Source organism: Sphingomonas sp. CD22 (assembly GCF_034556155.1).
Classification (GTDB): Bacteria; Pseudomonadota; Alphaproteobacteria; order Sphingomonadales; family Sphingomonadaceae; genus Sphingomonas.
Genome location: NZ_JAYDYX010000010.1, coordinates 108,836 through 124,158, shown reverse-complemented (window position 1 = coordinate 124,158; position 15,323 = coordinate 108,836). Strand labels below are relative to the sequence as shown.

At 68.7% G+C, this 15,323-nt stretch carries 12 protein-coding genes and 1 pseudogene; 6 read left to right on the top strand and 7 right to left on the bottom strand.

Annotated elements, in window-relative coordinates; translation table 11 throughout:
• The 6 genes and pseudogenes from SFC76_RS17520 to SFC76_RS17495 form a co-directional block, all read right to left on the bottom strand.
• Positions 1-530 (bottom strand): annotated as a pseudogene (locus SFC76_RS17520) (hypothetical protein); the annotation flags it as partial.
• Complete coding sequence (locus tag SFC76_RS17515; protein ID WP_322850690.1) at positions 530-1,339, bottom strand: metallophosphoesterase family protein; 810 nt, start codon at positions 1,337-1,339, stop codon at positions 530-532. The gene SFC76_RS17515 and the pseudogene SFC76_RS17520, both read right to left, overlap by 1 nt.
• A complete protein-coding gene (locus SFC76_RS17510; RefSeq protein ID WP_322850689.1) occupies positions 1,329-2,270 on the bottom strand; it encodes a hypothetical protein in 942 nt (313 codons plus the stop codon). The genes SFC76_RS17515 and SFC76_RS17510 overlap by 11 nt, the downstream gene beginning before the upstream one ends.
• A gap of 251 nt (positions 2,271-2,521) precedes the next feature.
• Positions 2,522-2,782 carry a YbaN family protein gene (locus tag SFC76_RS17505; RefSeq protein WP_322850688.1) on the bottom strand — a complete coding sequence of 87 codons (261 nt, stop codon included), beginning with the start codon at positions 2,780-2,782 and terminating at the stop codon, positions 2,522-2,524.
• Positions 2,760-3,386 carry a biliverdin-producing heme oxygenase gene (locus SFC76_RS17500; RefSeq protein WP_322850687.1) on the bottom strand — a complete coding sequence of 209 codons (627 nt, stop codon included), beginning with the start codon at positions 3,384-3,386 and terminating at the stop codon, positions 2,760-2,762. The genes SFC76_RS17505 and SFC76_RS17500 overlap by 23 nt, the downstream gene beginning before the upstream one ends.
• A gap of 217 nt (positions 3,387-3,603) precedes the next feature.
• Entirely contained in the window at positions 3,604-5,460 is a 1,857-nt protein-coding gene (locus SFC76_RS17495; protein ID WP_322850686.1) for a PAS domain S-box protein, read from the bottom strand.
• Positions 5,461-5,531: 71 nt separating this feature from the next.
• Between SFC76_RS17495 and SFC76_RS17490 the strand changes: the two genes are divergently transcribed.
• Positions 5,532-6,212, top strand: coding sequence for a response regulator transcription factor (locus SFC76_RS17490; protein WP_322850685.1), 681 nt, complete (start codon positions 5,532-5,534; stop codon positions 6,210-6,212).
• Positions 6,209-7,549: a HAMP domain-containing sensor histidine kinase gene (locus SFC76_RS17485; protein ID WP_322850684.1), complete on the top strand. Its 1,341-nt coding sequence runs from the start codon at positions 6,209-6,211 to the stop codon at positions 7,547-7,549. The genes SFC76_RS17490 and SFC76_RS17485 overlap by 4 nt, the downstream gene beginning before the upstream one ends.
• Here SFC76_RS17485 and SFC76_RS17480 read toward each other — a convergent pair.
• Positions 7,546-10,143 (bottom strand): TonB-dependent receptor, encoded by a 2,598-nt coding sequence (locus SFC76_RS17480; RefSeq protein WP_322850683.1) that lies wholly within the window; start codon positions 10,141-10,143, stop codon positions 7,546-7,548. The genes SFC76_RS17485 and SFC76_RS17480 overlap by 4 nt on opposite strands.
• A 330-nt stretch (positions 10,144-10,473) precedes the next feature.
• On the opposite strand from SFC76_RS17480, the gene SFC76_RS17475 reads away from it, so the two are divergent.
• The 4 genes from SFC76_RS17475 to kdpB all read left to right on the top strand — a co-directional run bounded on the left by SFC76_RS17475 (position 10,474) and on the right by kdpB (position 15,299).
• Positions 10,474-11,331 (top strand): TorF family putative porin, encoded by an 858-nt coding sequence (locus SFC76_RS17475; protein ID WP_322850682.1) that lies wholly within the window; start codon positions 10,474-10,476, stop codon positions 11,329-11,331.
• 109 nt (positions 11,332-11,440) lie between these two features.
• The gene (gene kdpF / locus SFC76_RS17470) at positions 11,441-11,530 is read left to right on the top strand and encodes a K(+)-transporting ATPase subunit F (protein WP_022685962.1); all 90 of its coding nucleotides are present in this window, start codon (positions 11,441-11,443) and stop codon (positions 11,528-11,530) included.
• Positions 11,531-11,546: 16 nt separating this feature from the next.
• Positions 11,547-13,250 (top strand): potassium-transporting ATPase subunit KdpA, encoded by a 1,704-nt coding sequence (gene kdpA, locus SFC76_RS17465; RefSeq protein WP_322850681.1) that lies wholly within the window; start codon positions 11,547-11,549, stop codon positions 13,248-13,250.
• A gap of 12 nt (positions 13,251-13,262) precedes the next feature.
• Positions 13,263-15,299, top strand: a complete 2,037-nt coding sequence (kdpB, locus tag SFC76_RS17460; protein WP_322850680.1) for a potassium-transporting ATPase subunit KdpB — start codon at positions 13,263-13,265, stop codon at positions 15,297-15,299.
• The last annotated feature ends 24 nt before the right edge of the window (positions 15,300-15,323 follow it).

Here is a 15,323-nt window from a genome sequence, read left to right as displayed (position 1 = left end):
GCCGCGGCGGTAGCGGTGGGCGGCGCCTCGGCCGCCGGCGTCGGGGCGACGCTGTTGCGCACCGTCTCCGCCAGCGCCTCGGCGAGCAGCGGCGTGCTCGGCGTCGTGCTCGGCGAGGCGCCGGGCAGGTCGATCGCCGCCTCGGCGGGCGATGCGGCCGATGCGAACGGCCGGCGGTGGCGGCGGAACGGACGCGGCTGGGGCGCGGTGGCCGCCGCGGTCATCGTCGCCGACGCCGCCGGTGCCGGTGCGCCGGGCACGTCGATCACCCGGTGCGGCGCCGCCGCGGGCGGGGCCGTCACCGACCGTCCGACGAACAGCCCGACCCCGGCGACCAGCGCGATGCCGAGCGACGCGGCGACCGTCGCGGAGGCGCGCCGCGACGTCTTGACCCGGTGCAGCGTCGGCACCGCGCCGGTCTCATCCGCGGCTGGTGGCGGCGGCGGCGCGGGCGGCGGCGCGTCGGGCAGGCCGAGGATCGAGGCGAGATTGGCGTCGAGCCTTTTGTCGTTGAAGCCGGGCGGGGGCATCAGCCGTTCCGGACCATGGGTTCGTCCTCGGACGTGGCGTCGTCCTCGGTCAGCATCAGTTCGGGCAGCAACGTGGTGTGGAGCATCCAGCGCTCGCCGCCCTCGATGCCGATCGCGGTCAGCTGGTTGGTGCGATAGGCGCCGGTATCGATGCCGATCCGGTTGTTGCGCACCACGGGACGATGTTCGGAGATGGTGTGGCCGTGGACGACGATCATGCCGTGCGATTCCTCGGAATCGAGGAAATCGTCGGTGATCCACAGCATGTCCTCGGCGCGCTGGCGGCGCAGCGCGACGCCGGGGCGGATGCCGGCGTGGACGAACAGATAGTCACCGTGGCGATGATAGAGGGGCAGCCGCGCCAGCCATTGGATCGCCTCCTCGCCGACGATCGCGGCGGCGTGGCGCAGCTTGTCCATCGTCGCCGGCCCTTCCAGCAGCGCTTCGTCGACGCCCCAGCTCAGCAGCGTCTCGCGACCGCCGAACTTCAGCCACTGGCGATAGGCGTAGAGGCTGCCGCGCAACGCATCGACCATCATCTCCTCGTGATTGCCCTTGAGCACCATGAAGCGGTCGGTCGAGGCGGTGAGGTTCATGCAGCCCCGCACCATCTTGGCGGAATCGGGGCCGCGATCGACGATGTCGCCGAGCAGGATCATCCGCGTCGGCGCCGCCAGCCGGCTCGCCTGGTCGCGCTCGATGATGTTCATCAGCCGCCGGAACAGGTCGTAGCGGCCGTGCACGTCGCCGATCGCATAGACGCGCGTCACCGCATCGCCCAGCTCGGCCTCGTCCAGGTCAGCGGGCATTGCGCTTCTGGAGGCCGAGCGACAGCGACAGCCCGGCCGACGCCGCGGGGGCGCCGCGCGACAGGCCGGCGGTGGCGAAGCCGGTGAGGCGCAGCGGCGTGCCGGCGAGCCGGGTCGAGGCGCCGGCGAACAGCTCGTGCGCATCCGCGACCAGCCGCGTCGCCGCGCGCGAATAATGGTAGGAGGCGAGCAGGAAGCTGTTGGTGCCGAGCGCATAGGAGGCGCCGGCCGATGCCGCCGGCCCGTCGCGCAGATCGTAGCGTGCGGTGTCGCCGAGGAAGCGATAGCTGAACGATCCGAACGGCGTGAGCTTGCCGATCGGATAGGAGACGTCGACGCCGCCGGCATAATCGTTCTTGCCGCTCGACAGGCCGCTGCTTTCCGTCGCGGTGTTGATCTTGGCGCGGCCGGACAGCTGCACCTCCAGCGGCGTATTGGCGGAGACGATCGTATAGGCGGCGCCCAGCGTCAGGTCGCCGAAGCCGTCGAACGTCCGCTTGGTCGCGGCGGTGTCGGGCGCGACCAGGATCGGCGTCGAATCGATCCCGGTGAAGATCGTCGAGCGGCTGCGGATGCGCATCCACGGCAGCGAGGCGGAGAGCGTCCAGTCGCCCATGCGCAGCCGCGCGCCGAGCGCCGAACTCCAGATCGTCGTCTTGGACGCGGTACCGAACTTGCCCTCGGCATAGATCGAGCCGAGCGAGATGTCGGCGCGCGCACCATCGTCGGTCAGCCGCTCCATCGCCTGCGGCACGCTGCTCGCCGACACCGTCGCGGTGCCGCTCGACGGCGAGACCGGTCCGCTGATGTCGTAGCGGATCGCCTGCCGCGTGCCGTCGTCGCCGCGCGCGTCCTGATCCTGCGCCGCGGCCGGCATGGCCGTGGCGAGCGCGACGATGGCAGTGCCGATGATGCCCACCCGATGCGTCATATCTGTCTCCCTGTCGGAAGACCTACCACGAATCCGGGATGGTTAATCGAGAATTTGGCTTAATCTATCGTGTGATGCGGGCCGTCTGCCCCGGGTGCCGGCCGGCTGGCGATCCATGCCGCGCAGGCGATCAGCACCGCGGCGACGGCGATTGCGGGCAATGCGCCGGGCCGGACGAGCGCGTAGAAGGAGACGAAGCCGATCGTGATGCCGGTGCAGGCGGCGATCTTGGCATGGCGCGGGATCGCGCGCTACGTTCGCCACGCGCGCAGCGGCGGGCCGACGCGGGGATGATCGAGCAGCCAATGTTCCAGCCGCACCGACGAGCGCGCGAAACAGGGCAAGGCGAGGATCAGGAAGTCGGTGGTCGGCAGCAGCGGCACGAACAGCCCGACGAAGCCGACGCCGACCAGCATCCAGCCGAGCGTCATCCACAAGGCCCGGCTGACGCGGCTGCGCGCGATCAGCCCGGGCACCGGCGGCGCGGCGTCAGCGGAGGGTGTCGTCGGCATAGGCCTGCACCCGCGCGAAAGCGGCCTCGGCGCCGGCGATCACCCGGTCCTCCGCCGCGGCGTCCAGCGCGATCCCGTCGAGCGCGGCGGTGAAGATGCGCCAATAGGCCGCCGGCCCCTCGGGCGCGGGCGCGAGGTGGCGCGCGCCGAAATCGTCGGACAGGCCGAGCTTGGCGGCATCCTTGCGCAGCAACGTCGCGCCCATCCGCGACCCCTCCGCGACATACAGCCAGCCGAGCGCGCCCGGCAGGTCGATCGGCGTGCCCGGCGCGAACGCCGGCGCGGCGTCGGGCTGCGGCACCGCGACGGCGAGGTCGGCGAGATCCTGCTGCAACAACGGCAATTGCCGCCGTGCGGCGAGGTCCGGAAACAGCGTCTGCAGATCGGCGTCGGCATAGAGCGCGTCGATGTCGCGGTGGAACAGGAACTGCATGCGGGCGAACCGCACGTACCCGTCGCGCGAGGCGAAGGAAGATGCGGTCGAGACCGTGGTGTCGAGCCGCTCGTGCGTCGCGTGGGTCAGCGCCTTCAGCCGCTTCGCGCGGCTCGGCGATGCCGCCGGCGCTGCGGCGGCCGCGGCGGCGGCGGTGGGGGCGAGCGTCATGGCAAAGTCTCCGGAACGGTAATACGGGTGGCGCGGCGGACTGGAAGTCGGTCCGTTCGACATGGCAGACGTCCCCGATGGCATGGTTGCGACCTTCGTGCAGCTATTGCGAAGCATTCTCACGATATGCCGCTGCCGCGGGGATGGCCAGCGGAATCCGGTAAGTCCTTGGGTTGCTTGGCGCTGTATAGGCGCCTGTGCGAGAAGATTGTGAAGATTACCCGCCGCCGTTGGTCTCCGACACCGGCAGGTCGATCGTGCAATGCAGGCCATCGGGCTCGAGCGACAGATGCGTCCTGGCATCGAGCTGATAGGGGAGGGCGCGCTCGATCAGCTCGCGCCCCTGGCCGGTGCCGTGCGGCGCGCCGTCCTGCGGCATCACCACCTGCGATTCGCGCCAGTCGATGCACAGGCGCGGCGACGCCCCGTCGGCGGCGGGCATCAGCCACCAGCGCACCGTCAGCCGCGCCTGCGGCTGGCCGAGCGCGCCATATTTGACCGCATTGGTCGCCAGTTCGTGCAGCGCCATCGCCAGCATCTGCACCGCCGACGAGCGCAGCCGGATGCCCTGCGGCCCGTCCAGCACGATCCGCTCCGACACCCCCGCCATCGCCGACATCTCGCTGCGCACCAGCTCGTCGAAGCTGACGCGATCGACATCCTGCAAGCGGGACAACAGCCCCTGGACGCGGGCGAGCGCCTCCAGCCGGTCGACGAAGCGGCTGCGAAAGCCGGCGAGGTCGCTGCTCGACCGCACCGTCCGGTCGGCGATCGAGCGGACCAGGTTGATGAGGTTGCGGGTACGGTGCTGCAATTCGGCGACCAGCACCTCCAGCCGCTCCGCATTGGCGACGACATCGGTCACGTCGACGCTGATCCCGCCGATCCGCTCGACCGCGCCGCCGTTGCGCAGCGCGAAGACGGTGTCGTGCACCCAGCGCGTCTCGCCGTCCGACGGGCGGCGGATGCGGAACGTGCTGGTCCGATGCTCGCCCGCGCAGGCGCTGCGGATCGCCGCGACCGCGGGCGCGCGATCCTCGGCGACGATCAACTCCGCCCATTGCGCCACGTCCACCGCGTCCGCGCGCAATCCATAGAGCCCCTCGAACGCCGGATTGGCATATTCCAGCCGCAGCCCGGTGGCCTCGCGCACCCACAAGGCATTCGACGACGCATCCCCGAACTGACGGAAGCGGGTCTCGCTTTCCTGCAACGCCCGCTCGATCTCCATCCGCGCGGTCAGATCGACGGTGACGACGAGCAGGTGCCCGGGCTGGCCGCGCACGTCCGCCATCGGCGTGACCGTGCTGTTCGCCCAGACCAGCGACCCGTCGGGCCGCCGGTAGCGCTTGTCGAGCACCGCCGGCTGGCGTTCGTCCACCGCCTTGGTGAGCGCGCGTACCGACGCCGGAAAGTCGTCGGCGAAGGTGACGTCGGCGACGGTGCTGCGCAGCAGGACGTCCTCGCTGCGCCCGAGGATCCGGCACAGCTCCTGATTGACGCGCAGGAACCGCCCCTGCGCATCGATGACCGACAGGCCGACCGAGGCATCGGCGAAGATCGCACCCAGCCGCGCCTCGCGTTCCCCGGCGCGCATCGCATCCTCACGCCGCACGGTGATATCGCGCTGGATCGACAGCCAGGCGGTGATCGCGCCATCGGTATCGCGCACCGGGTCGATCGTCCAGTCGACCAGATAGGCGCTGCCGTCCTTGCGGTAATTGATCCCCTCGCCGTGGAAGCCCTCGCCCGCGGCCAACGCATCGCGCATCCGCGCCAGCATCGACCGGTCGGTGCCGGGACCTTGCAGCAGGCGCGGCGTCGCGCCGACCAGCTCGTCGCGGGTATAGCCGGTCAGCTCCTGCATCGCCGGATTGACGTAGCGGATGACCGGGCCGGGCGGATCGATCGCCGGGCCGGTGATCACGACCGCATGCCGGGCAGCGTCGAGGAACGTCCATTCGCCGGGAAGATCGCGGGCGGGAAACGGCAGGTCGTCGATCGTCCGCCTCCCTCTTCCGGCCCCTTTCCTCGTCTTATCGCCGCGCGCCGCCCGAATCCAGATCGTTCGCATTCCGCACGGTGCCCGATCCGGCGATGAAAACACTTGACGCCGCGCCGCCCAGGCCGCGTTTATCCGCCGCGATGACTCTCAATCTTCTCCTCGTCGAGGACGATACCCTGTATGCCCAGGCGCTAGCCAACGAACTCCGCGCGATCGGTCACGCGATCGCGATCGCGAGCGACGGCCGGCAGGCACTGACCGTGATGAACGAGGCGGCGTTCGATGCGGTGATCCTTGACCGGATGATGCCGCGGCTCGACGGCATGTCGGTGCTCCAGACGTTGCGGGCGGGGGGGATGACGCTGCCGGTGATCATGCTGACCGCGCTGTCCGCTTCGCACGACAAGGTCGAGGGGCTGGAGGCGGGGGCGGACGATTACGTCGTCAAGCCGGTCGCGGCAATGGAGCTGCATGCGCGGCTGACCGCGATCCTGCGCGGGCGCGGCTGGACGACGTCGAGCGCCGACACGCTGCAGGCCGGCGACATCGTCGTCAGCCCGACCACCTTCCGCGCGTGGCGGGGCGGCAGGCCGATCGACCTTGCCAAGCTGGAGCTCAAGCTGCTCGTCGAGCTGGTCCGCAACGTCGATGCGGTGCTGACCCGGGCGATGCTGATCGAGCGGGTGTGGGGCTATGACTTCATCCCCGACACCAACATCGTCGACGTCCATATCCGCCGATTGCGCCGCAAGCTGACCGAGGGCGGCGGCGACGATCCGATCCAGACGTTGCGCGGCATCGGCTATATGATGCGCGGATGAAGCCCAGCCTGCGCGCGCTGACCGTCGGCTTCGTGACGGCGTTCCTCGTCGCGACGGCGGGCACCGGTTTAGCGACCTATCGGCTGACGCTGGGAACGATCGATCGGCTGGTCGACCGGCGGATCGAGAACGTCAGCGCGCTGGTCGCCGCCGACGGCCGCCGTGCCACGGCACCGCTGCTGCTGGCGCGGATCGCCGCGCTCGCGCGGCGACGCGATACCGGCGACATCGGCTTCCAGCTCACCGACGCCGCCGGCGGGCGGCTCGGCGGCAACGTCACGCTGGCTCGGCGGTTCGCGCCGGGCTATGCCGACGTGCGGCGGCGCGACCGTATCCAGGGGTTGTCGGCGGGGCGGGCGTTCACCCGGCCGGTCGGCGACGGGCTGACGCTGACCACGATCGCGGAGACCGAGCCGTTCGACGGCTATCGCGGCGCGCGCCAGTATATCTATCTGCTCGGCTATGCGCTGATCGTGGTGATCGTGCTTGGCGGGCTCATCGCGTTCGGGCAGACGATCGCGCGGCGCTTCGCCGAGACGCGGCTGACGGTGGAGGCGATCATCGCCGGCGATATGCAGCGGCGGGTGGCGGTAACCGGATCGGCCGACGAATTCGACCGCCAGGCGCATGCCTTCAACCGCATGCTCGACCGGATCGCCGAGTTGATGGAGGGGTTGCGCAACGTCTCGAACGACGTCGCGCACGATCTGCGCACGCCGCTCGCCCGGTTGCGCAGCCGGCTGGCGACGATCGCGACGCGGGCGGACGATCGGATGCGCGACGATGTCGAACAAGCGATCGGCGAATGCGATGCGATCCTGGGGATGGTCGGCGCGATGCTGCGCATCGCCGAGATCGAAAGCGGGCGACGCACCGCGGGCTTCACCCGCGTCGATCTAGCCGCATTGGTCGCGGAGATCGGCGAGGCGATGGCACCGGTTGCGGAGGACGGCGGCCGTGATCTGGTAGTCGCAGTGGGCGGTCCGGTGCCGATCACCGGCGACCCGCGGCTGATCGAACAGGCGCTGCTCAACGGCGTCGAGAATGCGCTGCGGCATACGCCGGCGGGGACACGGATCACGCTTGGCGCGGCGATCGAGGGCGATCGTGCCATGGTGACGATCGGCGATGACGGGCCGGGCATAGCGGCGGACCAGCGCGCGCTGGCGCTGCGCCGCTTCGGCCGGCTGGAGGCGAGCCGCAATCGCCCCGGTCATGGTCTGGGATTGCCGCTGATCGCCGCGATCATGCGGCTGCACGGCGGCGACCTGTATCTGGAGGATGGCGAGCCCGGGCTGGTGCTCGGGCTCGCCTTTCCGTGCGATGCGGACGATTAGAACCGTGCCGTCGCTTCCAAGCCCCAGGTGCGGGGCGGATTGAAGTTTGCGTAATCGCCCAGGATGCCGCCGTAGCTGGTCGAGACGAGCTGGCCGTTGGCACCGTAATTGTACACCGGCGACGAATTGGCCGCCGAGCGACGATAGACGTAGGTCGTGTCGAGCAGGTTGCGCACCCAGAAGGCGAACGTGACCTTGTTGTGGTCCGATACCGCGATGTCGGCGAGCGCGAGGCGGCCGTTCATGATGAAGCTGGCCTCGGTCTTGGTCGGCTCGAGCTGGAAGCTGTACTGGCTGCTCGCGTAATTGCCGTCGAGGTGGAAGCGGACGGTGGCATCGCCGTTGCCGATGGGCACGTTATAGTCGATCGCCCCCGACGCGGCGTTGCGCGGCGTGTAGACGATGTAGAGCTGCTGCGCCGGCGCACCCGGGGTCAGCGGGTTCACCGCCGATGGCGCCTTCCAATAGGTGTAGGCGTAGGAACCCGTCAGCGTCAGGCCCTGTACCGGCGCCACGGTCAGATCGGCCTCGATCCCGCGGATCTTGCTCTTGCCGGCGTTGATCGTCTGTTCGATGTGGCTGCCGTTGGTCGGGCTGGACCCGTTGGTGTCGTAATAGTCGAAATCGAACTGCGTGTTCGACCGGTTCATGATGTAGCCGGCGAGGTTCAGACGCGCCTTGTGGTTCCAGAAGTCCATCTTCGAGCCGATTTCATACGACTTGACCGCTTCCGGACCGAAGGCGTTGAATGCAAGCGAACGGTCGTTCGCGCCGCCGGCGCGGAAGCCGGTCGCATATTTGGCGTAGAGGTGGACGTCCCGCGTCGCGTCGAATGCGACGTTGAGCATCGGGTCGAACCGGCTGATGCTGTTCTGGAAGGCGAACGGCGACACAGTGCCGGCAACCCGCAGGTCCGCACGGTTGTTGACGACGTAGAGCGTGCCGTGACGCTTGTCCTTCGTCCAGCGGCCGCCCGCGGTGATGTGCAGCACGTCGCCCAGCGCCGCCGGCGTGAAGGTCAAATTGCCGAACAGCGAGTAATTGTGGTCGCTCGCCTGGCTGGCGCGGGTGATGAACTGGCAGCTGTTGGCGAATTGCGGCACGGTCGTCGCGAGCGTGTTGTTGCACGACGGGTCGTACTGCTGATAGCCCGAATTGGCGCCGCTGATCGCGTTGGCATTGCCCGGGATCGGGCTGCGGATCGTGTAGGCGGTGCCGTCCGCGTTCCACAGGTTGCTGAGCGGCGTCGCGGCATATTCGGTCGCGTGTTCGGTATAATAATAGGCGCCGGCGACGTAGTCGAACTGCGGCACGCTGCCGACCGCCTGGAATTCCTGGCTGAATTGGTGCTGGCGCAGGAACGACAGGCTGTAGCGGCTGAAATTGGAGCTCGGCGCGAAGCTGCTGCGCTCCGGACCGCCCGAATTGTCCCACTGGTCGGTGCTGACGCCGCGCCACGCGGTGATCGAGCGAAGCTCGACCGACGGATCGATCTGATACCGCAAATTGGACGAGAAGCCGTGCGTGATGTCAACGCTGGGCTGCTGCGGCACGCCGACGTCGGCAACCTTCTGGCGGTCGGGGTGGACGCCGACCAGCGGTGCCTTGGGCGCGATGCAGACTTGCCGACCGGCCGTGGCTTGCGCAGCGGTGATGGTGCCGCCGCACGCGGTGGTCGTGCCCGGCAGGACCAGCGTCGTCCCGCTGAACGCGCCGACCGTATAGCCGTTGGGGTTGTAGTTGGTCAGCTGGCTGAACTGCGGCGTGTTCTCGTCCTTCGCATAATCATAGGCGAAGTCGGCGGTGAGGCCATCGACCGGCTTCCAGCGCGCCGCGATACGACCACCCTTGCGGTCGTAATAGTTCCAGCCGGTCGAGCCCGTCAGCGGGTCCTTCACGGTCGGGTCCTGATGCTGGTAGACGCCGTCCAGCTTCAGCGCGACATTGTAGAAGGACGGCAGGTCGACGTGCACGTCGGTGTTGTAGCTGCCGTAATTGCCGACGCCCGCGGTGATGCGGCCATCGAACACGCCCGTCGGCGCCTTGGACACGAGCGACAGCGCGCCGCCTTCGGTGTTGCGGCCGAACAGCGTGCCCTGCGGGCCCTTCAGCACTTCGATCCGCTCGATGTCGAACAGCGCGGCGTTGAGGCCCTGCGTCTTACCCAGTGCCACGCCGTCGATGTAGACGCCGACGCCGCCGTCACGCGCGGTCTGGTTCTGGTCGTAGGGGACGATGCCGCGGATGCCGATGGTCAACGCCGACTGGCGCGCTTCGAACGTCGCGATGCGCAGCGACGGAATGGTGCCGTCGGCAAGGTTGAACAGGCTGAGGACGTGACGGTCCTGCAAGCCTTGCGTGTTGAGCACGCTGATCGAGATCGGCGTCTTCTGCAGGTTGGTCTCGCGCCGGGTCGCGGTCACCACGATGTCCTGCAACTGGCTGCCGCCGGTGTCGGGATCGGGATCGGCGACGACCGCCGGTGCTGCCGGGGTGTCGGACTGGGCCTGTGCGAAGGCCGGAGTGGCACCGGTTAGCGCCAGCAGTGCCGCGCCAGCCAGCAGGTACGCACGCGCATGAGAAGAACCGGACAAAGAACGTCCCCCTGAGAATGTTATGTGATGAACCGCGCCACTAGCGGCGGTGGAAGTATTCTCCGTGACTGTTCGGTGACGCCGGTCGATGCATCGATGTCATCTTGAGTTCATGTTTGGGTCGTTGCCGCTGCGTAGGGAGGGGCGGGGATGTCAGGCGCATCCCGAACCGCTGCCGGGGACCGACGAAAACGCGCAAATATATGCGAATGCTATGCGATTTTCGGAAAGCGATCTCGCTTTGCTACGCCGGGCCTGCCTAATCGCACGGCCTGGGACGCGCCCCGCCGTCGATCATGACGACCCGGCCGCGACCAAAAGGGTAACGTGATGATCGTCTATCGTTTATGGGGCGCTGCGCTGCTGTGCGGCCTGCCGGCTTCCGCCCTCGCGCAATCCGCCGCGAGCGACACCGCACCGCCGCCGGCGGTCACCGTTTCGGCTTCGGTCGGGCTGGTGTCCGACTATCGGTTCCGCGGCGTGTCGCAGTCCGACAAGGACATGGCGGTGCAGGGCGGCCTGACCATCGCGCATGACAGTGGGCTGTATGTCGGCACCTGGGCGTCGAACCTCGCCGGCTGGGGTACGTTCGGCGGCGCGAACATGGAGCTGGATCTGATCGGCGGGTACAAGCACGCGCTGGCGCCCAATGCAACGCTCGACGTCGGGCTGACCTGGTACATGTACCCCGGCGGCGCCGACAAGACCGACTTCGCCGAACCCTATGCAAAGCTGACCGGCACCGCCGGCCCGGCGACGCTGACCGCCAGTGTCGCTTATGCGCCCAAGCAGCAGGCGCTGGGCCGCTGGTATCGCACCGGTGCCGAGGCGGCGGCGGGCGTCTATACCGACCGCGGCGACAAGAAGGACAATCTCTACCTCGCCGGCGACGGCGCGCTGGCAATCGCCGGCACGCCGCTGACCGCGCGTGCGCATGTCGGCCATGGCTGGGGCAATGACGGGCTGGGGCCGAACGCGACGAGCGTGACGCCGACCGGCGATTATTGGGATTGGTCGCTCGGCGCCGACGCGCATTGGCGCAGCCTGACGCTCGGCGTGAGCTACGTCGACACCGACATCAGCGGCCGCGACTCCGTCTACCTCCAACCGAGCTTCAGCCGCGGCCAGGACGGCCGCGGCAGCATCGCCGACGGCGCGATCGTCGTCGGCCTCACCGCCGCTTTCTGAGGACACCGCCATGCACGATTTACTGTGGATCGCGATTATGATCGGGCTGGTGGCGGCGACGCTCGCCTACGCCCGGCTTTGCGACAACGCCTGACCGGAGACGCACGCCATGACGCTCGACCTGTGGCTGGCGGCGCTGACCGCGCTGGGCCTGCTCATCTATCTCGTGGCGGTGCTCATCCGCCCCGAACGCTTCTAGAAAGGAGCGCATTCCCATGACTTTGCAGGGATGGACCCTGATCCTCGCATTCGTCGGCATCCTGCTGGCGCTGACCAAGCCCGTCGGTATGTGGCTGTTCGCCCTGTACGAGGGGCGGCGCACGCCGCTCCACGCGCTGCTCGGCCCAGTCGAGACCGGCTTCTACAGGCTCGCCGGCATCGACCCGACCGCCGAACAGGGCTGGCGCCGCTACGCCGTCCATATGCTGATCTTCAACGTCGCGCTGATGGCCTTCACCTATGCGGTGCTGCGCTTGCAGGGCGTGCTGCCCGGCAATCCGCAGGGGCTCGCCGGTCTGTCGCCCGACCTCGCGTTCAACACCGCGGTCAGCTTCACCACCAATACCAACTGGCAGAGCTATGGCGGCGAATCGACGATGTCGAACCTCAGCCAGATGCTCGGGCTGACCATCCACAATTTCCTGTCGGCGGCGACCGGCATCGCGCTCGCCTTCGCATTGTTTCGCGGCTTCGCGCGCCGCGAGGCGAAGGCGATCGGCAATTTCTGGGCGGATTGCACGCGCGTTACGCTCTACCTGCTGCTGCCGCTCTGCGTCGTCTACACCGTGTTCCTGATCGCCAGCGGCGTGCCGCAGGCGCTCGCCGGCGTCGTCGACGTCACCACGCTGGAGGGGGCGAAACAGTCGCTGCTGCTCGGCCCGGTCGCCAGCCAGGAGGCGATCAAGATGCTCGGCACCAACGGCGGCGGCTTCTTCAACGCCAATAGCGCGCATCCGTTCGAGAACCCGACCGCGCTGACCAACATGGTGCAGATGCTGTCGATCTTTCTGATCGGTTTCGGCCTGACCTGGACGTTCGGCAAGGCGGTCGGCAACACGCGGCAGGGCTGGGCGATCCTGTCGGCGATGGTGATCCTGTTCCTCGCCGGCGTCACCGTCACCTATTGGCAGGAAGCGGCGGGCAATCCCGTGCTCCACCACCTCGGCGTCGGCGGCGGCAATATGGAGGGCAAGGAGGTGCGCTTCGGGGTCGCCGCCTCGTCGCTGTTCGCGGTCGTCACCACCGCCGCCTCGTGCGGCGCGGTCAACAGCATGCACGACAGCTTCACCGCATTGGGCGGGCTGGTGCCGCTGTTCAACATCCAATTGGGCGAGGTCGTGATCGGCGGCGTCGGCGCCGGTATCTACGGCTTCCTGCTGTTCGCGATCCTCGCGGTGTTCGTCGCCGGGCTGATGGTCGGGCGCACCCCCGAATATGTCGGCAAGAAGATCGAGAGCCGCGAGGTCAAGCTCGCGGTGCTGGCAATCGCGGTGCTGCCGCTGATGATCCTCGGCCTCACCGCCTTGTCGTCGGTGGTGGCGCCGGGGCTGGCGGGGCCGCTCAACAAGGGGCCGCACGGCTTCGGCGAGATCCTCTACGCCTTCACCAGCGCGGTCGGCAACAACGGTTCGGCCTTCGCCGGATTGAGCGCGAACACGCCCTATTACAACGGGCTGCTCGGGCTGGCGATGTGGGTGGGGCGGTTCTTCATCATCGTGCCGATGCTCGCCATCGCCGGTAGCCTCGCCGCCAAGAAGCACACGCCGGAAAGCGCCGGATCGTTTCCGACCACCGGCGGCCTGTGGGTCGGCCTGCTCGTCGGCATCGTGCTGATCCTGGGCGGGCTCACCTTCCTGCCGGGCCTCGCGCTCGGTCCCATCGCGGATCATCTCGCCATGATCCACGGCCAACTCTCCTAAAAGGCGCCGCACATGGCACGCGCACAAACCAAATCCCTGTTTACCGCCGACCTGATCCTGCCGGCGATCGGCGATGCGTTCCGCAAGCTCGATCCGCGCCAGCTCGTCCGCAACCCGGTGATGTTCGTCACCGCCGTCGTCGCGCTGCTGCTCACCGCCTTGCTCGCAGTCGGCAGCGACGGGCTGACCATCGGCTTCAAGCTGCAACTCGTCGTCTGGTTGTGGCTGACGGTGCTGTTCGGCACCTTCGCCGAGGCGCTGGCGGAAGGCCGCGGCAAGGCGCAGGCGGCCAGCCTGCGCGACGCCAAGGCGGAGCTGCGCGCCAAGCAGCTGATCGGCGTCGCCGATGCGTGGGAATGGGTGCCCGCCAGCCGGCTGTCGATCGGCGACGTGGTGCTGGTCGAGACCGGCGACCTGATCCCCAGCGACGGCGAGGTCATCGCCGGCGTCGCCTCGGTCAACGAGGCGGCGATCACCGGCGAGAGCGCGCCGGTGATCCGCGAGGCGGGCGGCGACCGTTCGGCGGTGACCGCGGGCACGCGCGTCATCTCCGACAGCATCCGCGTGCGGGTGACGGTCAATCCGGGACAGGGTTTCCTCGACCGGATGATCGCGCTCGTCGAGGGCGCCGAGCGGCAGAAGACGCCGAACGAGATCGCGCTGACCATCCTGCTCGTCGGGCTGACGATCATCTTCCTGATCGCGGTCGGCACGGTGCCGGGCTTCGCCGCTTATGCCGGCGGGTCGATCCCGGTGTCGATCCTCGCCGCGTTGCTGATCACGCTGATCCCGACGACGATCGCCGCATTGCTGTCGGCGATCGGCATCGCGGGCATGGACCGGCTGGTGCGCTTCAACGTGCTCGCCAAGTCGGGCCGCGCGGTGGAGGCGGCGGGCGACGTCGACGTGCTGCTGCTCGACAAGACCGGCACGATCACGATCGGCGACCGTCAGGCAAGCGAGTTCCGCGCGGTCGCCGGGGTCAGCCCGAGCGAGCTCGCCGAGGCGGCGCTGCTCGCCAGCCTCGCCGACGAGACGCCGGAGGGCCGCTCGATCGTCACGCTGGCGCGCGAACGTTTCCAAGTCGCCACCACGCGGCTGCCCGACGATGCCGAGGTGATCGCGTTCACCGCGCAGACGCGTATCTCGGGCGTGCAGATCGGCGCGACCCTGATCCAGAAGGGGGCGGTCGATTCGATCCTGCGCGCCAATGCGGGCGCGGGCGAGACCGCGGCGGCGACCGAGCTGCGCCGCGCCACCGACGAGATCGCGCGCGCCGGCGGCACGCCGCTCGCGGTCGCGATGGACGGGCGGCTGCTCGGCGCGATCTTCCTCAAGGACGTGGTCAAGGCGGGGATTCGCGAACGTTTCGGCGAGCTGCGCACGATGGGCATCCGCACCGTGATGATCACCGGCGACAATCCGCTCACCGCCGCGGCAATCGCCGCCGAGGCGGGGGTGGACGACTTCCTCGCCCAGGCCACGCCCGAGGACAAATTGGCGCTGATCCGCAAGGAGCAGCAGGGCGGCAAATTGGTCGCGATGTGCGGCGACGGCACCAACGACGCGCCCGCCCTGGCGCAGGCCGATGTCGGCGTCGCGATGAACACCGGCACGCAGGCGGCGCGCGAGGCGGGCAACATGGTCGATCTCGACAGCGATCCGACCAAGCTGATCGAGGTGGTCGGGCTCGGCAAGCAATTGCTGATGACGCGCGGCGCGCTGACCACCTTCTCGGTCGCCAACGACGTCGCCAAATATTTCGCGATCATCCCGGCGATGTTCGTCGCGCTCTATCCCGGGCTCGGCGTGCTCAACGTCATGGGGCTGGCGACGCCGCAATCGGCGATCCTCAGCGCGATCATCTTCAATGCGCTGATCATCCCGCTACTCGTGCCGCTGGCGCTGAAGGGCGTGGCGTACAAACCGATGGCGGCGGGGCCGCTGCTCGCGCGCAACCTCGCGGTCTACGGGCTCGGCGGGCTGCTCGCCCCCTTCGCGGGGATCAAGCTGATCGACCTCGCCGTGGGCGGCCTGGGACTGGCGTAACACGCAACATCTGCCCCTCCCGCG